17 protein-coding genes and 1 pseudogene are annotated in these 19812 nt (G+C 63.0%); 12 read left to right on the top strand and 6 right to left on the bottom strand.

What is annotated here, in order from left to right; genetic code table 11:
• Positions 1-56 precede the first annotated feature (56 nt).
• Positions 57-890, top strand: a complete 834-nt coding sequence (locus ABIE49_RS00900) for an invasion associated locus B family protein (protein ID WP_192736022.1) — start codon at positions 57-59, stop codon at positions 888-890.
• A gap of 85 nt (positions 891-975) precedes the next feature.
• On the opposite strand, the gene hspQ is transcribed toward ABIE49_RS00900, so the two are convergent.
• Complete coding sequence (gene hspQ / locus ABIE49_RS00895) at positions 976-1308, bottom strand: heat shock protein HspQ (RefSeq protein ID WP_192736021.1); 333 nt, start codon at positions 1306-1308, stop codon at positions 976-978.
• A 122-nt stretch (positions 1309-1430) separates the two neighbouring features.
• On the opposite strand from hspQ, the gene ABIE49_RS00890 reads away from it, so the two are divergent.
• Positions 1431-2384 (top strand): AEC family transporter, encoded by a 954-nt coding sequence (locus ABIE49_RS00890; RefSeq protein WP_192736020.1) that lies wholly within the window; start codon positions 1431-1433, stop codon positions 2382-2384.
• 95 nt (positions 2385-2479) lie between these two features.
• Positions 2480-3556, top strand: coding sequence for a tetratricopeptide repeat protein (locus tag ABIE49_RS00885; RefSeq protein WP_192736019.1), 1077 nt, complete (start codon positions 2480-2482; stop codon positions 3554-3556).
• Positions 3557-3606: 50 nt separating this feature from the next.
• Here ABIE49_RS00885 and ABIE49_RS00880 read toward each other — a convergent pair whose 3' ends face one another.
• Positions 3607-4797, bottom strand: coding sequence for a UbiH/UbiF family hydroxylase (locus ABIE49_RS00880; RefSeq protein ID WP_192736018.1), 1191 nt, complete (start codon positions 4795-4797; stop codon positions 3607-3609).
• 134 nt (positions 4798-4931) lie between these two features.
• Between ABIE49_RS00880 and pcsA the strand changes: the two genes are divergently transcribed.
• The 3 genes from pcsA (at position 4932) to ABIE49_RS00865 (ending at position 7460) form a co-directional block, all read left to right on the top strand.
• Positions 4932-5666, top strand: a complete 735-nt coding sequence (pcsA, locus tag ABIE49_RS00875; protein ID WP_192736017.1) for a phosphatidylcholine synthase — start codon at positions 4932-4934, stop codon at positions 5664-5666.
• On the top strand, positions 5663-6397 hold the full coding sequence (locus tag ABIE49_RS00870) for a TerC family protein (protein WP_192736016.1): 735 nt from the start codon (positions 5663-5665) through the stop codon (positions 6395-6397). The genes pcsA and ABIE49_RS00870 overlap by 4 nt, the downstream gene beginning before the upstream one ends.
• Before the next feature lie 88 nt (positions 6398-6485).
• Positions 6486-7460, top strand: a complete 975-nt coding sequence (locus tag ABIE49_RS00865) for a quinone oxidoreductase family protein (RefSeq protein ID WP_192736015.1) — start codon at positions 6486-6488, stop codon at positions 7458-7460.
• A gap of 176 nt (positions 7461-7636) precedes the next feature.
• On the opposite strand, the gene ABIE49_RS00860 is transcribed toward ABIE49_RS00865, so the two are convergent.
• A complete protein-coding gene (locus ABIE49_RS00860; RefSeq protein WP_192736014.1) occupies positions 7637-8833 on the bottom strand; it encodes an acetylornithine transaminase in 1197 nt (398 codons plus the stop codon).
• Between the two features lie 243 nt (positions 8834-9076).
• Complete coding sequence (locus ABIE49_RS00855) at positions 9077-10348, bottom strand: tetratricopeptide repeat protein (protein WP_192736013.1); 1272 nt, start codon at positions 10346-10348, stop codon at positions 9077-9079.
• Positions 10349-10502: 154 nt separating this feature from the next.
• Here ABIE49_RS00855 and ABIE49_RS00850 point away from each other — a divergent pair, with 154 nt between their 5' ends.
• Positions 10503-11459: a hypothetical protein gene (locus tag ABIE49_RS00850; protein WP_192736012.1), complete on the top strand. Its 957-nt coding sequence runs from the start codon at positions 10503-10505 to the stop codon at positions 11457-11459.
• Positions 11460-11468: 9 nt separating this feature from the next.
• Here the strand turns inward: ABIE49_RS00850 and rimO are convergent, their stop codons facing one another.
• Complete coding sequence (gene rimO / locus ABIE49_RS00845; protein ID WP_192736011.1) at positions 11469-12794, bottom strand: 30S ribosomal protein S12 methylthiotransferase RimO; 1326 nt, start codon at positions 12792-12794, stop codon at positions 11469-11471.
• 113 nt (positions 12795-12907) lie between these two features.
• On the opposite strand from rimO, the gene ABIE49_RS00840 reads away from it, so the two are divergent.
• From ABIE49_RS00840 to ABIE49_RS00820, 5 genes and pseudogenes are all read left to right on the top strand, one after another.
• Positions 12908-13498, top strand: coding sequence for an ANTAR domain-containing response regulator (locus tag ABIE49_RS00840; RefSeq protein ID WP_192736010.1), 591 nt, complete (start codon positions 12908-12910; stop codon positions 13496-13498).
• Positions 13495-14673 carry a CmpA/NrtA family ABC transporter substrate-binding protein gene (locus ABIE49_RS00835; RefSeq protein ID WP_192736009.1) on the top strand — a complete coding sequence of 393 codons (1179 nt, stop codon included), beginning with the start codon at positions 13495-13497 and terminating at the stop codon, positions 14671-14673. The genes ABIE49_RS00840 and ABIE49_RS00835 overlap by 4 nt, the downstream gene beginning before the upstream one ends.
• Before the next feature lie 356 nt (positions 14674-15029).
• Positions 15030-16816: pseudogene (locus ABIE49_RS00830) on the top strand (NirA family protein).
• Between the two features lie 10 nt (positions 16817-16826).
• Positions 16827-18425, top strand: a complete 1599-nt coding sequence (locus tag ABIE49_RS00825; protein WP_192736007.1) for a sulfite reductase subunit alpha — start codon at positions 16827-16829, stop codon at positions 18423-18425.
• Between the two features lie 198 nt (positions 18426-18623).
• Positions 18624-18776, top strand: a complete 153-nt coding sequence (locus ABIE49_RS00820; protein WP_192736006.1) for a hypothetical protein — start codon at positions 18624-18626, stop codon at positions 18774-18776.
• Between the two features lie 94 nt (positions 18777-18870).
• On the opposite strand, the gene ABIE49_RS00815 is transcribed toward ABIE49_RS00820, so the two are convergent.
• The gene (locus ABIE49_RS00815; protein WP_192736005.1) at positions 18871-19782 is read right to left on the bottom strand and encodes a helix-turn-helix domain-containing protein; all 912 of its coding nucleotides are present in this window, start codon (positions 19780-19782) and stop codon (positions 18871-18873) included.
• Between the last annotated feature and the right edge of the window lie 30 nt (positions 19783-19812).

Below are 19812 nucleotides of genomic sequence, written 5' to 3'. Positions count from 1 at the left end.
AGGTGTCGGTGCCTGCAGCGGTTTCGGGCGCTCCCGTTCAGAAAGGGTTTTCCGCAATGAATTTCCGTATTTTGGCCGTCCGGCCGCGTGGGCGGGTTGCCGCCTTGTTGGCGGCGACGGCATTGTCGGCGCTCGTTGCGAGCGCGCAGGCCCAGACCCCGGCTCCGGCCCCCGGAGCCCCCGCAGCGGCGCCCAAGGAGGCCCCGAAGGCCGCTCCCAAGGCTGCCCCGAAAGCCGCTCCGAAGGCTCAGGCGCCTGCCGCCCCGAACGCCCAGCCGGCCCCGCCAGCGGCCGCCGGCGGCGCTCCCCCCGCAGGCGGTCAGTCGCAGGACCAGCAGGTTCAGCTGATCTATGCGCCCTGGACCAAATTCTGCCTCAAGGGGCAGGACGCCGGCGCGAAGCAGGTCTGCTTCACCGGCAAGGACGGGCGCATCGAGTCCGGCCAGCCGGTCATCGCGGCCGTCATCATCGAGCCTGAAGGCGAGCCGAAGAAGATCCTGCGCGTGACGCTGCCGCTCGGCATGCAGCTCGTGCACGGCACCCGCGTCATCGTCGATGCCAATCCCCCGGCGCAGAGCCCCTATGTGATCTGCTTCCAGAATGGTTGCATGTCGGACTATGAAGTGACCCCGGAACTGCTGGCCAACCTGAAGAAGGGCCAGAACCTGGTGGTCCAGGCGATCAACTCCAACGGCGCGCCGCTGACGCTGCCGCTGCCGCTGGCCGAATTCGCCAAGGCCTATGACGGCCCGCCGACCGACCCCAAGGAATTCGAAAAGACCCAGCAGAAGTTGCAGGAAGAGCTGCAGAAGCGGGCTGAAGAAGCGCGCAAGAAGCTCGAGGCCAACCCGCCCGCCGGCGGCGCGCCGGCCAATCCGGCGGCCAAGTAACGCTGCTTCGATCGACAGACAAAAAGGCGCCCGGTCGGGGCGCCTTTTTCGTTCAGAGAACCTTTAGAGCTCGGATGGAGCCAGGTCAGTTCAGCGAGGGATTGCGCGGACGGTAGCCGCCGGACTTGTCCTTGACGAAGATCTCGGCGACCTGCGAATGCCGGATCGGTTCGCCGGACTCGTCGGGCAGCAGGTTCTGCTCGGAGACATAAGCGACGTATTCGGAGTCCGAATTCTCCGCCAGCAGGTGATAGAACGGCTGATCCTTGTGCGGCCGAACGTTCTCAGGGATCGACAACCACCATTCCTCGGTATTGTTGAATACCGGATCGATGTCGAAAATCACGCCCCGGAATGAAAACACCCGGTGGCGGACGATCTGACCGATCTGGAATTTGGCGGTGCGCGCTTTAATCATATCTCGTCGAATAGACCATGATTGTGGCCGATGCTAGGGGCAAAAGCTTGATTACCTCTCAAGTCCAGCTGGCACATCCGGCGACAGCACGCGGAAAACGTTGAAGAAAAGACCTCCATTGCATGGCTGATATCCTCAATCTGGCGATTCCCTATTTCGGGGTGATCTTCATCGGCTTTGCCTGCGGCAAGACCAGGGGGCTGCCGGAGGCGGGGCTGGCCTGGATGAATTTCTTCCTGCTCTACGTCTCGCTGCCGGCCCTGATGTTCGGCATCATGGCCAAGACGCCGTTTTCGGAACTCAATAACCCGCCATTCCTGATCGCGACCACGCTCGGCACCGTGATTGCCTTCGTCGTGGCCGTGGTGACGGGCCGGGTCATCGGCGATCTGTCGCTGCGCAAGGCGACCCTGGCCGGGCTGGCCGGCGCCTACGGCAATATCGGCTATATGGGCCCGGGGCTGGCGCTCGCCGTGCTCGGCACCAAGGCGGCGGCGCCGACCGCGCTGATTTTCTGTTGCGACAGCATTTTCCTGTTTTCGATCGTGCCGATCCTGATCGCGTTCACCGATCGCGAGCACCGCTCGCTGCTGCACACGCTTCGCATCGTGGTGCGGCAGATCGTGCTCAACCCGCTGATCATGTCGGCCGGCGCCGGCGCGCTCGCCGCGGCGCTGCATTTTCGTCCCCCCGTCGCGATCGACAACACGCTGGTGTTTTTGCAGAACGCCGCGGCACCGACGGCGCTGTTCGTGCTGGGCGTGACCGTCGCGCTGCGCCCGTTCGATCGCGTGCCCTGGGAGGTGCCCGGCGTGATCGCGGTCAAGCTCCTGATCCATCCGCTGATCGTGTTCGGCCTGATGCTGCTGTTCGGGCCGTTTGCGCAGCCCTGGGCCGCCACCGCGGTCCTGATGGCGTCACTGCCGCCGGCGCTCAACGTGTTCGTGATTGCGCGGCAGAACAACACCTGGATCGAGCCGGCGTCGGTCGCCGTCCTGATCGGCACCTTCGCCTCTGTCGTCACGCTGACCAGCGTGATGTGGTTCATCCAGAGCGGAAGGCTGGGGCTACCTTGAAGGGCGTGGACCTATCACGCGCCTCGGTGTCGCCTATTGGAACGCAATAGAAGTGGTGATTTTCACCAATGTTCGGCCGCCGTGCTGCGAATAGGGTGAATGACTTCAATAGATTGTCAGCTTTCGAATTCATCCATCGTCAACCGCAAAGTCCGGCGTTCTATTTACCGGGGAGGCTTAAACTCTCCGCCATGACGCGCCGCCGCTGGATCATTGTCTTTGTTGCTTTCCTTGCCATGATCGTGGTGGTCATTTCCATGATCGCGGTGACTCCGATCATTCTGCGTTCCGCCCTGCATTTCTGGCATCAGCGGCAACTCGCAAGCCTCTTGAACGGGCCTCCGCCCAGTTACGAGGTCCTTCCATCCGACGATACGTTGACGGCCCTTCATAAGCGTGCCCGTCAGGCCGAGCGCGCACGCGACTACCAGCGCGCAGTCGACCTCTACACCCAGGGACTGGAAGACGTGTTCTACGGCGCCGAAGTTCGGCGCAACTTGCTGCGCCAGCGTGCCTTTGCCTATGAGGATTTGAAACAATACGAGAGCGCCGAGGCCGACTACAACGCGGCCTTACAGACCGAGCCGCTCGATCCCGACTTCTATGCCAAGCGCGGCTTTTATTTTTACCGCCTCGGACGTTACGACGAAGCGCTGACCGATTTCCGCAAGGGTGGCCAACTTGTTCCGACCGACGGCGGGTTTCCCTTCGGCGAGGGCGAAGTCCATGGCAGGCTCGGGCAACATGAAAAGGCGGCGGAATGCTACACCGAAGCGATCCGGCGAAACGCGGGGGTCACGAGCTACTACCGCGAGCGCGGCAGTGCGTACAACTCTCTCGGCAAGTTCAAAGAGGCCAAGATCGATTACGACAAGACTCTGGCTCTCGGCTATTATCCAATCCCGGCCCCGCGCGAGACTGCCGACGCCAATCTTGGACGCGGGTATGCATCACTGCGGCTTGGTCACTACCAGGATGCGATCGACGATTTCAACGCGGTGTTGAAGGTCGTGCCGCGATCGAGCAATGCGCACGCGTGGCGCGGCACAGCCTACCAGCGCCTTGGCAAAGGTCCTGAAGCGGTTGCCGCCTACAAGGCGGCGCTGACCATTAATCCAAAGAACGAGAGTGCTCTGGGCGGACTCAAGTCGTTGGGTGTGCCGCCGCCCTAAGCCACGGTAATGATCCCGCTGGGACGCCTCTGGTTTTACGGGTTCAGGCCCTAACCCACGCGCTTCCATGATGGCGCGAGGCCCTCGCGCATGGCGAGCCGCCGCAGCGGGCCGAATGAGCCGATCAGATGCAGCCCCACAGCGCGCAGCGACTGCACGGGGAGGAAATCGCTGAGCAGTGAGCGGTTGGCGAGGTCGATGGCAAATATCCGGCTGACGACATCGGAGCTGCGGGCGGATTGATAGCGCGCCAGCACCTGCGGCGCGCCCGGATCCTCGCCGAGCGACAGGGCTTGCCCGGCGATATCGGCGATGTCGGCGGCGTCGCGCAATCCCATGTTGAGACCCTGCGCGCCGATCGGCGGTAGCACATGGGCGGATTCGCCGACCAGCGCGACGCGATGGCTGGCGAACTGCTTTGGACTTTCGATCGAGAGCGGAAACAGATTGCGTCCAGGCTCGACCCGGACTCTGCCGAGAATGGAATGCGATTGCTTTTCCGCAGCGTCGGACAATTCGTCGTCACCGAGCGCCATCAGCCGTTGCGCTTCATTGGCCGCGGAAACCCACACCACGCTGCTGCGGTTGCCGGGCAGGGGCACGAACACGCATGGCCCGTGCGGGGTATGAAACTCGGTGGAGATATTCCTGTGCGGCCTTGAATGGCTGATGTTGAAGGTCAATGCCGACTGATGCAGGTCGCGGCGCTTGACGTCGATGCCGGCGGCCTCGCGAGACAGGGACTGCCGCCCGTCGGCGCCGATCACCAGCCGCGCCGACACCGACCCGCCCGCACGGGTGTGGATGGCAACCATTGCATCCTGCGGATCGACGGCTGCCGCCTCATCGTCAAATCGCGTCAGGCCGGACAATTCGGCGGCGCGCTCTTCCAGGGCTGCCATCAGCGTCCGGTTGTCGATGTTGTAGCCGAACTGGTCGAGGCCGATCTCCTGCGACGAAAACCGCACTTCCGGCGCCCGGATCAGGCGGCCGGTGTCGTCGACGAGCCGCATGGTCTGCAAGGCCGCGGCCTGATCCCGGCAGCGGCGCCAGACGTCGAGGCGTTCGAGCAGATCGGTGGAGGCGCCCAGCAGCGCCGTGGTGCGGTTGTCGGCATAGGGCACTCGGCGGGCGAGCAAAGCGGTCCTGGCACCGGTCTCCGCCAGCGCGATGGCGGCGGTCAGTCCCGCCGGTCCGCCGCCGATCACAACGGTGTCATAAATTGGCGATGCATCGTTCATATTGGAACAATTGCCATTCCCGGCGGCATTTTCAAGTCATTGACCTTCTTAAATGTTTCCACCGATTTGCGCGGCGGAACGCCGCAAGCGCCGGTATGCAAATCGGGGCGATTCCTGTTAGCACTGCCGGAGCAATGGACCAGACACAAGAACCAATAGCATCTCCTGCTACGACCCGAATGCGGACGGCCGCATTCGGCGTCCACGTCTTCACGGCGCTTGGAGCGGGCATCGGCCTGATTGCGATGCTGGAAGCGGTGCGCGAGCACTGGGCCGCCATGTTCGGCTGGCTTGGCGTCGCGCTCATCATTGACGCCATCGACGGACCGCTCGCGCGCAAATTCGACGTGGTGCGGCTGCAGCCGAACTGGTCCGGGGAGGTGCTCGACCTCGTGGTCGATTTCGTCACTTACGTGTTCGTTCCGGCTTACGCCATCACGGCGAGTGGCTTGCTGCTGCCGATGGCGGCGCCGCTGCTCGGCATCGGCATCATGACCTCTAGCGCGCTCTATTTTGCCGACCGCCGCATGAAGGCGGCTGACAACCATTTCCGCGGCTTTCCGGCGGTGTGGAACGTCGCGGCATTCTACCTGTTCCTGCTGCATCCATCGCCGGCGCTTGCCACTCTTGGCGTAGCGGTCCTGATCGCGCTGACCTTCGCGCCGTTCCACGTGTTGCATCCGATCCGCGTCGTGCGCCTGCGCTGGCTGACCATGTGGCTGCTGGCCGCATGGGCCGTGCTGGCGGCCTACACCATTGTCTGCGACTTCGCCGTGGGCATTCCCATTACCGTCGGACTCTGTGCGATCGCCATCTACGTCGCCGGCAGCGATGCCGTGATCCGCAAACTGAAATCGTTCAAGGCATGATGGAATTACTGACCAGCCCGGAAGCATGGGTGGCGTTGCTGACGTTGACCACGCTCGAAATCGTCCTCGGCATCGACAACGTCATCTTCCTGTCGGTGATCGTCTCAAGGCTTCCGCCGGAGCAGGCCAACCGCGCGCGCCAGATCGGTTTGCTGCTGGCGCTGGTGTTCCGCATCATGTTGCTCAGCGTGCTGGTGTGGCTGATCGGCCTGACGGAACCTGTGCTGACCGTGAAAAGCGTGACGCTGTCCTGGCGTGACATCATCCTGATCGGCGGCGGCATGTTCCTGATCGCGAAGGCGACGCATGAAATTCACGCCGAAGTGGAGGCGCGCGAGGCCGAGCCCGAGGCCAAGCCGAGCGCGAGCGTATTCTTCTGGGTGATCATGCAGATCATCGTCGTCGACATGGTGTTCTCGCTGGATTCGATCATCACTGCGATCGGCATGGCGGAGGATATCGAGATCATGGTGGCCGCCGTCGTGATCGCCTGCTTCATCATGTACGTTTCGTCAGGACCGGTGGCGAAGTTCGTGGCCGATCACCCCACCACCAAGATGCTGGCGCTGGCGTTCCTGGTGCTAATCGGTGTGGCGCTGGTGGCGGACGGATTCAAATTCCACATCCCGCGCGGCTACATCTATTTCGCCATCGTGTTCGCGGCCGCGGTCGAATTGTTCAACGTGCTGGCCCGGCGCAATCGCAAAAAAGTCGTCAAACAGCGGGTTTAGGCCCCCGCGAGTTGACAATACGGCCTTGATGGCTTTCGCTCCGCCACGAGCCGGGGCGCTTGAAGCCGATACCGAGGGAGACAAGGTCATGGTCAAGGCCGTGCGCGTGCACAAGGTAGGGGGTCCGGAAGCCCTGGTCTATGAGAGCGTCGACGTGCCGGCGCCGGGACCGGGCGAGGTCCGCATGCGCCAGCACGCCGTCGGCCTGAACTTCATCGACGTGTATTTCCGCACCGGTCTCTACAAGGCGCCGGGGTTGCCCTTCATCGCCGGTAATGAGGCCGCGGGCGAGGTGGTGGCGGTCGGTCCTGGTGTCACCAATTTCCATCCCGGCGACCGCGTCGCCTATTATTTCAATCTCGGCGGCTACGCCTCTGAACGCGTGATCCCGGCGGACAAGCTGGTCAAGCTGCCCGACCACATCACCTACGAGCAGGGCGCTGTCCTGATGCTCAAGGGCCTGACGGTCTGGTACCTCCTGCACAAGACCTTCAAGGTCGAGCCCGGGCACCGCGTGCTGATCCACGCGGCCGCCGGCGGCATCGGCCTGCTGGCCTGCCAATGGGCGAAGGCGCTCGGCGCGCATGTGATCGGCACCGTCGGCACCAAGGCGAAAGCCGACCTCGCGCTCGCCAATGGCTGCGACCATGTCATCCTCTACAACGAGGAGGACTTTGTCGCGCGGGTCAAACAGATCAGCCGCAACGAACTGTGCGACGTCGTCTATGACGGCGTCGGCAAGACCACGTTCCCGGGCTCGCTGTCCTGCCTGCGGCCGCGCGGCCTGTTCGTCAGCTTCGGCAACGCCTCGGGCCCGGTGCCGCCGTTCGCGCTCGCGGAGCTCAACAACCACGGCTCGCTGTTTGCGACGCGGCCAAAGCTCAACGATTACGTCAGCACCCGCCGCGACCTGCTGGAGGGCGCCGACACGTTGTTCGCCGCCGTCATCAACGGCAAACTGCACGTTCCGATCAACCACGCCTATGCGCTGAAGGACGTCGCCAAGGCGCACACGGACCTGGAGGGCAGGGCGACGACCGGGGCTATTATTTTGAGGCCGTGAGGTTTCGGCCGTAGGAAAAAGTGTCGTCCCGGCCTTGAGCTCAGATGTGCAATTGCACATCGGGGGACCCATACCGCGTGATCCATCGATAGAAAAAAGCCGACAGAGACCGCCTGCCATTACAACGGCCGCGGCGTATGGGTCCCGGCTCAAGGCCGGGACGACATCTGTTAGAGCTACGCCACCATCCGCGCCGCTCCCATCTGGGTCAGCACCGTATCGAGGCAGTCGATCATCATCGAAATCTCCTCGCGCGTGACGTTGAGCGCCGGCATGAACCGCAGCGCGTCCGGCTGCGGCGAGTTGAGCAGCACGCCTTCGGCAAAGGCCTGCGCGACGATCGAGGCGCCGATCGGCAGTTTGAGGTCGAGCGCCAGCAATAGACCCCGGCCGCGCACGTTGCCGAGACCGTGGCGCGCGGACAGTTTCTGCAATTCGCTTTCCAGGAACAGGCCCGTGTCCGCCACGGACTTCAGGAAGCCGGGCGCTACGACATGTTCGAGCACCGCAAGGCCGGCGGCGCACATCAGCGGGTTGCCGTTGAAGGTGCCGCCCTGGTCGCCATGCTCGAAACAGGATGCATATTCGGTCGCCAGCAATGCTGCGAGCGGCACGCCGCCGCCGATGCCCTTGCCGAGAGTCATGATGTCAGGCTCGATCCCGGCATGCTCGTAGTGGAACAGTTTGCCCGATCGGCCCATGCCGGTCTGGATCTCGTCGACGATCAAGAGCAGCCCGCGCTCCTGGGTCAGCGCCCGCAGCTCCCTGAGGAATTGATCGGTCGCCGGCCACACGCCGGCTTCGCCCTGCATCGGCTCCAGCATGACAGCAACGGTCTTGCCCGAGATCAGTCGCTTGACGGAATCGAGATCGTTTAGCTGCGCCTTGGGAAATCCGGTGACCTTGGGCTCGAACAGCGGCTCAAAAGCCTTCTTGCCTGACGCCGACATGGTGGCGAGCGTGCGGCCGTGGAAGCCGCCGACGAAGGTGATGATCTCGTGCGCGCCGCCCTTGTACAGCGTGCCAAATTTGCGCGCGAGCTTGATGGCGCCCTCGTTGGCTTCGGCCCCCGAATTCGCAAAGAACACCTGGTCGAAGCAGCTGTTGGCGACCAGCGCATTGGCGAGCTTGAGGCTGGGCGCGTTGAAGAACGCGGGGCTTGGCGTCAGCAGCAGTTTTGCCTGCGCCGCAATGGCGTCGGCGATGATGGCAGGCGAGTGGCCGAGGCAATTGACCGCCCAGCCCTGCATGAAATCGAGATAGCGCTTGCCGCTGTCGTCCCACAGATAGGCGCCTTCGCCCTTGACGAAGACGGTGGACGGCCGCGCGGTGATGTTCATCAATGCGTCGAACGGTTGGGTAGCGCTGGTCATGTCGAGCTCCTCGTTGGGTTTGGGTGAAGGGCAGGCCGAAACGCAAGAAGGCCGCACTTTTCGGGTGCGGCCTTCTCGAAAACGTTGCTGAACTAGTTGATCAGCGGTGTCGTCGGACATGGCGCAGCCCATCATCGTCGCTGGAGCGACGACGGAAAGCTGCGCGGCGGTTGGTCCGGTTCAATGTCATGGCGCAGGCCCATACAGCCGAATGGCCGGCCCTGTCAAGCGGGGAGCTGGTCATCACTCGATCCCATAGCGGCGGAATTCATCTGATATATCGGCCTTGATCGCCCTGGCGGCGGCCATGTCGCTCTCTGCGCCGCTTTCGTCGCCCTTTTTCCGCTTGGCGATGCCGCGGCCGTACAGCGAGTTCGCCAGCTTCGGATCGACGCCGAGCGCAACGGTGAAACCGTCGATCGCCGCGTCGAGTTGGCCGAGCTTGAGAAAGCAGAAGGCGCGGCTGTCGAGCGTTTGGGCATCGTCCGGCCTGTGCCGGAGCGACTCGCTGCAGTCTGCGAGCCCTTCCTGCGGACGGTCGAGAATGGCCCGTGTCAGGCAGCGGGCGTTGAGCGCGGCGGCGTATTTCGGATTGAACCGGATCGCCTGGTCGAAGTCGGACAGCGACCGTGAAAAGTCGTGACGGTCAAAGTGAATAAGACCGCGCGCATAGGCATCGCGATATTCGTCAGGCGCCAGCCGCAGCGACTGGTCCAGGTCGGCGAGCGCGCGTTCGATCTCGCCTTTGCCCCTGAACAGGCGCGCCCGGTTGCCATAGGCGGCGGCGTAGTTCGGGTCGAGCCGGATTGACGTATTCAGGTCGGCGAGCGCGCGGGCTTCGTCGCCGTGATTCCAATAGGCGGTGCCGCGGTTGAAATAGGCGAGTGCAAATTTCGGGTCGAGCTTGAGCGCGTGATCATAGTCGGCCATCGCGCGGCCGAAATCGTTGATGTCGCCGTAGGAGTTGCCGCGGTTGTTGTAGTACCAGGGATCGATCGAATTGAGCCGGATCGCCTGATTATAATCGGCAATCGCCTTTTCCGGTTCACCCTTGTCGCTGTAGGTGATTCCACGGTTAAACCAGGCGAACGATCCCTTCGGATCGAGCGCGATCGCGCGGTCCAGATCGGCGATCGCCCTGTCAACCTCGCCCTTGCGACGCCAGGCTTCGCCACGGTTGGTGTAGGCGCCGCCAAGCTTCGGATTGCGCCGGATCAGTTCGCTGAAGTCGGCAATGGCGCGGTCGCTGTCGTTCTTGGTGAGGTAGTTGGCGCCACGATTGAGGTAGGCGCCGACGAGGTCTTTTGGCTTGGTACCTTTCGCCGCGATCACGGCCGTGCAGCCTGCGATAATCTGGTCAGGGGTGGCCTTGCCGCCGCTGAAGCATGAGGCTCGAGCCTGGGTCACGGGTGACGATGGCTTCGCCAAAGCCGGCATTGCCGTGAGCAGGGTCACCAGACACAGCATGGTCTTGGCGGCGCGGAAACCAATTTCAGTCCTTTTGAAACTCGCCATCATCGATCTCGCGCTTACCTGCGTTGCCAATCCGAAAATTGTGTCCCTTGGTGACCGCAAAGGCCGGATCGGTTCACATTCCAGGCTCGCAATTGAACCGGCTCGATCATGGAGCCGACCAAGGCGGGCCCACCAACCGCACAAGGTCATCCCAGTGTCCGACGACTATTCCTATCCCATCGACATCGACAGCATCCGCAGGGCATTTCCGCCGGGCACCGAGGCGCCGCCATTACTGATTGATTTCGCTGGCTGGCTCAAAGGTCGCGATTGGGGCAATGCCGGCTGCTACGAGCTTGTCGGGGACTTTTCCGACAATGCGCCGATCGTCGATGGCAGCCCGCTGCGCGACCAGTTCGCGCTGTTTGCGCGATTGCCGGAAGGCTCGGTCGTCGGCGCCTGGTACGGGGCCGGCACCAGCGTCGCCAATGCGCCGATCGTGGTGCTTGGTTCCGAAGGCCAATACGAAATCATCGCGGCGTCGCTCGAGGGTTTGCTGGCCAAGATCGCAATCCAGCGATTTGAGGAAGACGTGGTGTGGACCGACTTTACTCCGCACGAAGACGCAGAGGATGAGACGCACGAACTCGCCGATTGGTTGGCCAAACGTTTCCGCGTGAGGGACCTCAGGAGTTTGACCGAGCCGCCGACCGGACTGCCGGACTTCGGCCGCTGGATGGAGAAATGGTGCAGGGATCGCGAGGCGTTTTGGGAAACGCATCCGGCGATGATCAGGTTAGCGGATCAGTTGATTGCGCATCGGCCACCTGGCAAGACGCCATGGGATCGCACGATTTTCGAGGTCGCGATCGCTGGCCAGCAATATCAGGTCCGCGTGCTGGATCGCGGCCGCCAACCGATCGAAGAATCCTTCGCGATTGAACCGTTGCTGCGCGGTCTGCGCGACGACATGTGGCGGGCGAAACCCGATCTCGGCCTTTGGTATTCGATGTCGTTTTCGATGGGCGCCGATGGTCGCATCCTGCCGCGCTTCGACTATGAGACGCGTCCGGCGATCAATGACGTTCCCGTCGCAATTGCTGAGGCGCGAGCCGACCTTGTCCGCGCACCCCGGCCCGAACGATGGGTGCCGGGCTGGCTCGCGACTTGAGCAGAAGGGTCAGAACCCCGCGACGCTACCGTGCAGATCGTATTGGTCCGCGCGCTCGATCTTGGCGGTGACGATTTCGCCGACCCGCAACGGACGTCGGCTGGAGACATAGACCGCGCCGTCGATTTCGGGCGCATCGGCCTTGGACCGGCCCTTCGAGACGGTCGGGCCGACTTCGTCGATGATGATCTGCTGCCGCGTGCCGACCTTGCGCTTCAGACGGCGCGCGGAGATCTTCTGCTGCCGCGCCATCAGCGCGTTCCAGCGCTCCTGCTTGATGTCGTCGGGCACGGGACTGCCGATCGCATTCGAGCTCGCGCCGGCGACCGGTTCATATTTGAAGCAGCCGAGGCGATCGATCTCGGCTTCCTCGAGCCAATCGAGCAAATAAGCAAAATCAGAATCGGTCTCGCCGGGGAAGCCGACGATGAAGGTCGAGCGCAGCGTCAGCTCGGGACATTGCTCGCGCCACTTCTTGATCCGCGCCAGCGTCTTTTCCTGCGCGGCCGGGCGCTTCATCGCCTTGAGCACTTCCGGGCTCGCATGCTGAAAGGGAATGTCGAGATAGGGCAAAACCTTGCCCTCGGTCATCAGGCCGATGACTTCATCGACATGCGGGTAGGGGTAGACATATTGCAGCCGCACCCAGGCACCGAGCTCGCCGAGTTCTTTTGCGAGGTCGAAGAACTTGGCGCGGACCTGGCGGTCCTGCCACGGGCTCTCGGCATATTTGATGTCGACGCCGTAGGCTGACGTGTCCTGCGAGATCACAAGCAGTTCCTTGACGCCGGCCGCGACCAATTTTTCTGCCTCGCGCAGCACGTCACCCGCCGGGCGCGATATCAGGTCGCCGCGCAGCTTCGGGATGATGCAGAAACTGCAGCGATTGTTGCAGCCTTCGGAAATCTTCAGGTAGGCGTAGTGCCGCGGCGTCAGCTTGACGCCCTGCGGCGGCACCAGGTCGAGATGCGGATTATGGACCGGCGGCAGCGCCCGGTGCACCGCGTCGAGCACGCTCTCATATTGCTGCGGACCCGTGATCGACAGCACGCCCGGATAGGCGGCCTCGATCTGCTCGGGTTCCGCGCCCATGCAGCCGGTGACGATCACCTTGCCGTTCTCCGCCATGGCCTCGCCGATAGCGCCGAGCGATTCCTGCTTGGCGCTGTCCAGGAACCCGCAGGTGTTAACGATGACGATGTCGGCGCCGTCATGCTTGCGCGCCAGTTCATAGCCTTCGGCCCGCAGCCGCGTGATAATGCGCTCGGAATCCACCAGCGCCTTGGGGCATCCCAACGAAACAAAGCTGATCTTGGGCGCGGCGGCCTGTTGCATATCTTATCTGCCTGATTGATCAGCACGAGCTAGTCCCAATTGCCCACAATTACAAGGCTTTGCGCGGGACCATGACGTGCTATGGATGGGCCCGCCGGGTTAAGAGTTGATCGATGAGCGCTGAGTCGTCACCGAAAATCGTCATTGTCGACGAAAGCCCGATCCGCGCGGCCATTCTCGAAGAGGGGCTGCGGGAGGCGGGCTTTACCCGCGTGGTCCATATCAGCGAAATGCAGAGCCTGCTGGCGCGGATCTACTCCGAAGACCCTGATGTCATCCTGATCGACCTGGAAAACCCCAGCCGCGACGTGTTGGAGGCGATGTTCCAGGTCAGCCGCGCCGTGCGCCGCCCGATCGCGATGTTCGTCGACCAGAGCGACTCCGCCTCGATCCAGGCCTCGGTCGATGCCGGCGTCTCCGCCTATATCGTCGACGGCCTGAAGAAGGAGCGGATCAAGCCGATCCTCGACCTCTGCATCTCGCGCTTCAATGCCTTTTCCAAGCTGCAGGATGAGCTCGACCGCACCAAATCCGCGTTGGAGGAACGCAAGGTCATCGATCGCGCCAAGGGGATCCTGATGAAGGTAAAGGGCCTGACGGAAGACGAGGCCTACGTGCTGCTGCGGTCCACCGCGATGCGCGAAAAGAAGAAAATCGGCGAGATCGCGCAGTCGATCCTGACCGCGTCGGAGCTGCTGAAATGACCACACCGCTGCATATCGGCTTCATTCCACTGGTAGATGCCTCCGCGCTGATCATTGCCGTCGACAAGGGCTTTGCCGCCGCTGAGGGGCTCGATGTCACGCTGACGCGGGAAGTGTCGTGGTCCAACGTCCGCGACAAGCTCAATATCGGCCGGTTCGACGCGGCGCACCTGCTGGCGCCGGTTGCGATCGCCTCAAGCCTCGGCCTCGGCCACGTCAAGGTGCCGATCGCGGCGCCGTTCAATCTCGGCCTCAACGGCAATGCGATCACGATCTCGCCGGCGCTGCATGCGGCGATCACGGGCGAGATCGACGGCGACCCGCGCAATCCGCTGGTGACGGCGCAGGCGCTGTCCCGGGTGGTGGCGGCGCGGCGCAAGGCCGGCGCGGAGCCGCTGACGTTCGGCATGACGTTTCCGTTCTCGACCCATAACTACCAGCTCCGGTTCTGGATGGCGGCGGGCGGGGTCGATCCCGACGAGGACGTCCATCTGGTGGTGCTGCCGCCGCCCTACATGGTGGACAGCCTGGCCAACGGGCATGTCGATGCGTTCTGCGTCGGCGCGCCCTGGAATTCGGTGGCCGTCGATCTCGGCGTCGGTCACATCCTGCATTTCGTCTCCGACATCCTGGTGCGCGCCGCGGAGAAGGTGCTTGCGGTCAGGCAGAGCTGGTCGGACAAAAATCCGGAAGTCCTGACGGCCTTGATCCGGGCCGCCTCGCGCGCCGCGCAATTCATCGAGCAACCGGACAATCGCACCGAGGCCGCGCATATCCTCGCGAAGCCGGAATACATCGGCGTCGATGCCGGAGTGATCCTGCGGACGCTGGATGGCCGGTTGAAGATTTCGCCCGACGGAAGCATCCGCGAAAGCAGCCGCTATCTGCTGGTCGGACGCGAGGGCGCCGCGCGGCCCGATCCCGCCCAGGCCGCCTGGCTTTACGCCCAGATGGTGCGCTGGGGACAGACGGCGATGCGGCCGGACGCGCTCAAGACCGCCATGGAGGTGTTCAGGCCGGATCTCTATGACGCTGCCATGGGGGCTTCCTTGGGACAGCCGGGCAAGTCGGGCAACGGTGCGGATGCGATCGGCGCCTTTGCCGGTCCCGCCTTCACCCCCGACGACATCGCCGGACATCTGGCGGCGTTCGAGATCGGCCGCTGGAAGCCGTGACGGCTTGAACCGAATGAGGCGAAATTAGGCATTGGTATTGGATGCCCAATAATTAAGCCGACTGCCTTCCAAGTCGCGGTGAAGCAAGCTTCAGAGTTTCACCGATCAATTCCCAACGATTTGATATTTCATGTGATTTTTACGAAATCGATTTGGCACGCAACTTGTATGTTGCAGTGCAGCCAAACCGACGCGGATGTCGGTCGGCTCAAGTCCAAGATGGATTTCCGCAGCAACGAAGCTGGTCGGACCGAACAGGAGCAAAAGCCCGGCACGGCGGCTGCGCCGAGTTCCAAACGGTCAAACCCCATTCGTTGACGCCACCGATCGTGGCCGCAGGAGCTTCGTCACGTCAGATGAAAATGGAAACGCTCACAGTCGACTTTACCGACGAGCAGAAGCGCTACCTCGAAGGCTTCACCACACCGGCCTGCAGATCAGCAGGGTCGGGCGCGGCCTCGGCGGCGGTACGGGCAAGGCGAATGCCGAGCCGAGCGGACCTGAGGCCGCGCACATCAAGGCGCAGGACAGGGTTACCGCCGCCGGCAAGAAGCTCGTCGAGCAGGAAAAGTGGAAGCGCGAGGAGCATCCGTTCGATGCTTATCCGCGGCTGAAGCAACAGGCGCTGGTCGATGCGCGGCCGTCGCCTGCGGACAATTTCCGCTGGCGCTATTACGGCCTGTTCTATGTAGGACCGGCGCAGGATTCCTATATGTGCCGGCTGCGGATCCCGAACGGCATCATGAAGCATTGGCAGTTTGCGGGGCTTGCCGATCTGATCGAACCCCTGTGCGGACCGTTTTGCCACGTCACCACGCGGGCGAATTTGCAGGTGCGCGAAATCCCGCCGAAGAACGCCGTGGCGCTCATCGAAGGCATTCAGGACCTCGGCCTGTGTTCGCGTGGCTCCGGCGCCGACAACATCCGCAACGTCACGGGGACGCCGACGGCGGGGATCGATCCGCAGGAAATTCTCGACACCCGCGAATACGCCCGCGAGTGGCACTATCACGTCCTCAACGACCGCTCGCTGACGGGACTGCCGCGCAAATTCAATGTCGCCTTCGACGGCGCCGGCAAGATCGCAGTGCTGGAAGACACCAATGATATCGCGTTTTCCGCGGTCGAGGTGAAAGACGGTTTTGGCGTCGAGCCCGGCGTCTGGTTCAAGCTCGGCATCGGCGGCATCACCGGCCACCGGGATTTTGCCGCCGATACAGGTATCGTCGTGAAGCCTGCCGACGCAACCAGGGTGTCGGATGCCATTGTCCGTGTTTTCATCGATCTCGGGGACCGCACCAACCGGCTCAAGGCGCGTTTGAAATATGTCATCGACGGCATGGGGATGGAGAAATTCCTTGTGCTGGTCGAGGAGAAACTCGGCGACGCTTTTACGCGCGTGCCGGCGGAGGCGCTGGCGCCACGGCCCAAGTTCGACCGCACGGCGCATATCGGCGTGCACAAGCAGAAGCAGGATGGCTTGAACTGGATCGGCGTCGCACTGCCGCTCGGCAAAGTGACCTGCGAGCAGATGCGCGGCCTCGCCAGGATCGCGCAGGATCTCGGCGACGGCGATATCCGTCTGACGGTCTGGCAAAACCTGCTGATTCCGGGTGTGCCCGACGACAAGGTTGCGCTGGCTAAGGCCGCTATCGAGGCGATCGGGCTTGCGATCGCGACCTCTGAAATTCGCGCCGGCCTGATTGCCTGCACCGGCCGCGCGGGCTGCAAATTCGGCCTTGCCGACACCAAGCGCACGGCCGCCAGGATCGCGGATTGGTGCGATCCGAGGGTGCCGATCGAGACGCCGATCAACATCCATCTCACCGGCTGCCACCATTCCTGCGCGCAGCATTACATCAGCGATATCGGCATGATCGGTGCGCGCATCCCGGTCGGCGATACCGACGACACGGTCGATGGCTTTCATGTCTTCACGGGCGGCGGCTTCGGTCCGGACGCCGATGTCGGGCAGGAGGTGTTTCACGACGTCACGGCGGAGGACGTGCCAATCTATGTCGAGCGGCTGTTGAAGGCCTACCTCGCACATCGCGCTTCGCCTGAAGAAACCTTCCTGACCTTTGCGCGCCGCCATGACGGTGAGACGTTGCGCAAGCTGGCCGACGCCCAAATGTCTTCGTGAAAGTGCCCTCATGAACCAGATCACGCCGCCACCCAAGATCGAGATCATTCCCTCCAGCGCGCCGTTCTCCGAAGCGCAGCGCTCGTGGCTGAACGGGTTCTTTGCCGGTCTCTTGTCCGACGCGCCGACGCCGTTGTCGGCCGAGCAGGGCGCTGCCGTCATGGAAGGCGGCGACGTCGATGACGGCGCGCCGTGGCACGACCAGACCATGCCGATTGCCGACCGCATGAAGCTCGCGGAGGGGCGCCCGCTGCGGCGGAAAATGATGGCGGCGATGGCGCAGCAGGACTGCGGCCAGTGTGGCTACAATTGCAACGACTATTCGGACGCGATCGCCGGCAGGACCGAGGCGCGGCTCAATCTCTGCGTCCCCGGCGGCAAGGAAACCGCCCGGATGCTGAAATCGCTGTATGAGGAACTGGACAAGGCACCGGCGGCGCCATCATCGGCGGCTGCCACGGCACCTGCCGCTGCCGCGCCCCCGGTCGTCGCAGAGCCGGGCCGTTCGCGTGACAATCCCGCGCCGGCAAAATTCCTCGGGCGCTATCTGCTCAACAAGGGCCAATCGGAAAAGGAAACCTGGCACATCGACTTCGACCTGTCGGGCTGCGGTCTCGATTACGTGGTCGGCGATTCCTTCGGCCTCTTCGCCCGCAACGATCTCGGCAATGTCGATCAGATCATTGCCTTGCTCGGCGCCTCGCACACCACCGAAGTCCGCGGCAAGACCTTGCGTGAGGTGTTGCTCGACGATGTCTCGCTGGCACCGGCGCCGGATTCGCTGTTCGAACTGATCTCCTACCTCACCGGCGGCGTGCAGCGCGAGAAGGCGAGGGCGCTGGCGCAAGGTGAAGATCCCGATGGCGATGCCGCGACGCTCGACGTGATGGCGGTACTGCAGAAGTTTCCCAATGTGCGGCCGCATCCCGAAGCCTTCGTCGAAGCGCTGGAAGCGTTGCAGCCGCGACTCTATTCGATCTCTTCGTCGCACAATGCGACGCCTGGAAAACTCTCGCTGACGGTCGACTGCGTTCGCTACGTCATCAACAAGCGCAAGCGGCTCGGCCTTGCCTCGACCTTCCTCGCCGAACGCATCCGGCCCGGCGACGAGGTCAAGGTCTATGTGCAGAAGGCCCACGGCTTTGCGCTGCCGGAGGATCCGAAGATTCCGATCATCATGATCGGGCCGGGCACCGGCATCGCGCCGTTCCGCGCCTTCCTGCATGATCGCCGCGCGACCGGCGCGACCGGCAAGAACTGGCTGTTCTTCGGGCATCAGCGCAGCGACTGCGATTTCTTCTACCAGGATGAACTCAGCGCGATGAAAACGTCAGGGCTGCTGACGCGGCTGTCACTGGCGTGGTCACGCGACGGCGACAAGAAGTTCTACGTGCAGGACCGCATGCGCGAAGTCGGCCGCGAAGTGTGGACGTGGCTGGCCGAGGGCGCCAACGTTTACATCTGCGGCGACGCCAAGCGGATGGCCAAGGACGTCGAGCGCGCGCTGGTCGATATCGTCGCCCAGTTCGGCGCAAGGTCCACCGACGAAGCCGTCTTGTTCGTTGCGGAACTCAAGAAGAAGGGCAGGTTCCAGCAGGACGTTTATTGACGGGGGTACAATCGTAGCGCCGCGGGTTCCAAATCGCTCAAATCGACCCGAATAAAATTCTCGTCCGAATTGGGCCAAGAGAATTTTTCACTGGAAAGTGAGTCCGGCGGAGGGGCCGTATCACTATTTTTCGGGCCCGCTTGCAAGTTGCCGCGAACGATATTCCATATGCATCCCATGCTGCGTTGGAGATCGACAATGCGCGAACTATCGGCGGAAGCCCGCCTGCACCTCTATGCACGTTCCCTGTCCCGCCGGACCGGAACCGGATTCCATACCGCCGCGCTCTACGGCTCGTTCGCGCTCATCGCCGCCATCGTGTTCAGCTCGCTCTCGGTTCACCCGTTCTGATTTGAAGCGTTCTTTTTTGACGGATTTTCTTAACGCGAACCGGAATCCATCCCCGGATCAAGTCCGAGGACATGCTTCGCTCGAAAACGCTACGTTACGGCCAGGCCGCGTAGGACGCGCCGCGCCGCATCTGCTCCAGTCGAGAACGACGCCGGTAGACGCCCGGCGAAACGCCTTGGTGCTTGCGAAAGAAGCGGCTGAAATATCCGGGATCACGAAATCCAAGACCGTAACCGATCTGCTCGACTGGAAGATCGAGTTGCTGCAGGCGCGTGCAGGCCTCCTCGATCAGTCGCAGATGCACGACGGCGCGAGGGCTGACGCCTTTCTCGCGTTTGCAGTGGGCGTGAAGCTTGTCCTCGGTAACGCCCAGCGCGGCCGCATAACGCGCGACCTGCCAGCCATCCCGATAATGCAATTCGACCATCTGGAGAAAATTTCCGACCAGGCGGGTGCCGTCACCCCGGTGCGCGGCTTCGTCGGGCGGTTCGCCTGAAATGACGGAACGCCACAGATGCAGGCAAAGCAGCAGCACATGCGATGACGCCATCGTCGCGGTGCCACGTCCGGGAGAATGCAGTTCGCGTACCAGCGCGTCGCAGCCATGGATCACGGCGTTGAAAGCTTCGCCGACCTGTCCCGCCTTCAAGAGCACAAGCCGGTCGATGGTGCGGCGGAGGTGAAGTGCCTCGGCGCTGCCAGCAACGGTTTTGGTGAGAAAGTCTTCGGAGATCGCGATCAGATAACCTTGCGCGCCGGCTTCGACCTGCAGGTCGCCCTCGAGATCGGCCGGCAGCCACAGCAGCGCCGGGGCTTCAAACGCTACATGGGTGCCGCGCAGTGCAACGGCGCCGCGCCGCGCCTCGATCACCATGAGGTGGGAACGGCGAAGTCCGCGCTGACGAATGACCCATTGGGCCGGCGCCAGGCTGGCGGAAAACCGCTCCGCATGGAGGGCCGGAATCGGCTTCTCCGCAAAGGCTTCCAGCACCGAACCCAACTGCATGGCATCCCCCAACCGTGACAATCTACCGCT

Origin of the sequence: Bradyrhizobium sp. OAE829 (genome assembly GCF_040546575.1) — a bacterium.
GTDB lineage: Bacteria > Pseudomonadota > Alphaproteobacteria > Rhizobiales > Xanthobacteraceae > Bradyrhizobium.
The sequence above is the reverse complement of the archived record's forward strand: the minus strand, read 5'-3'. Positions and strand labels throughout refer to the sequence as shown.

What these genes read in the sequence shown, in the direction of transcription:
- ABIE49_RS00870 (WP_192736016.1), top strand. Translation starts at nt 5,663, where the DNA reads ATGATGGAATTACTGACCAGCCCGGAAGCATGGGTGGCGTTGCTGACG.
- ABIE49_RS00890 (WP_192736020.1), top strand. Translation starts at nt 1,431, where the DNA reads ATGGCTGATATCCTCAATCTGGCGATTCCCTATTTCGGGGTGATCTTC.
- ABIE49_RS00815 (WP_192736005.1), bottom strand. Translation starts at nt 19,782, where the DNA reads ATGCAGTTGGGTTCGGTGCTGGAAGCCTTTGCGGAGAAGCCGATTCCG.
- ABIE49_RS00865 (WP_192736015.1), top strand. Translation starts at nt 6,486, where the DNA reads ATGGTCAAGGCCGTGCGCGTGCACAAGGTAGGGGGTCCGGAAGCCCTG.
- ABIE49_RS00835 (WP_192736009.1), top strand. Translation starts at nt 13,495, where the DNA reads ATGACCACACCGCTGCATATCGGCTTCATTCCACTGGTAGATGCCTCC.
- ABIE49_RS00825 (WP_192736007.1), top strand. Translation starts at nt 16,827, where the DNA reads ATGAACCAGATCACGCCGCCACCCAAGATCGAGATCATTCCCTCCAGC.
- ABIE49_RS00855 (WP_192736013.1), bottom strand. Translation starts at nt 10,348, where the DNA reads ATGGCGAGTTTCAAAAGGACTGAAATTGGTTTCCGCGCCGCCAAGACC.
- rimO (WP_192736011.1), bottom strand. Translation starts at nt 12,794, where the DNA reads ATGCAACAGGCCGCCGCGCCCAAGATCAGCTTTGTTTCGTTGGGATGC.
- ABIE49_RS00880 (WP_192736018.1), bottom strand. Translation starts at nt 4,797, where the DNA reads ATGAACGATGCATCGCCAATTTATGACACCGTTGTGATCGGCGGCGGA.
- ABIE49_RS00840 (WP_192736010.1), top strand. Translation starts at nt 12,908, where the DNA reads ATGAGCGCTGAGTCGTCACCGAAAATCGTCATTGTCGACGAAAGCCCG.
- ABIE49_RS00860 (WP_192736014.1), bottom strand. Translation starts at nt 8,833, where the DNA reads ATGACCAGCGCTACCCAACCGTTCGACGCATTGATGAACATCACCGCG.
- hspQ (WP_192736021.1), bottom strand. Translation starts at nt 1,308, where the DNA reads ATGATTAAAGCGCGCACCGCCAAATTCCAGATCGGTCAGATCGTCCGC.
- pcsA (WP_192736017.1), top strand. Translation starts at nt 4,932, where the DNA reads ATGGACCAGACACAAGAACCAATAGCATCTCCTGCTACGACCCGAATG.
- ABIE49_RS00820 (WP_192736006.1), top strand. Translation starts at nt 18,624, where the DNA reads ATGCGCGAACTATCGGCGGAAGCCCGCCTGCACCTCTATGCACGTTCC.
- ABIE49_RS00900 (WP_192736022.1), top strand. Translation starts at nt 57, where the DNA reads ATGAATTTCCGTATTTTGGCCGTCCGGCCGCGTGGGCGGGTTGCCGCC.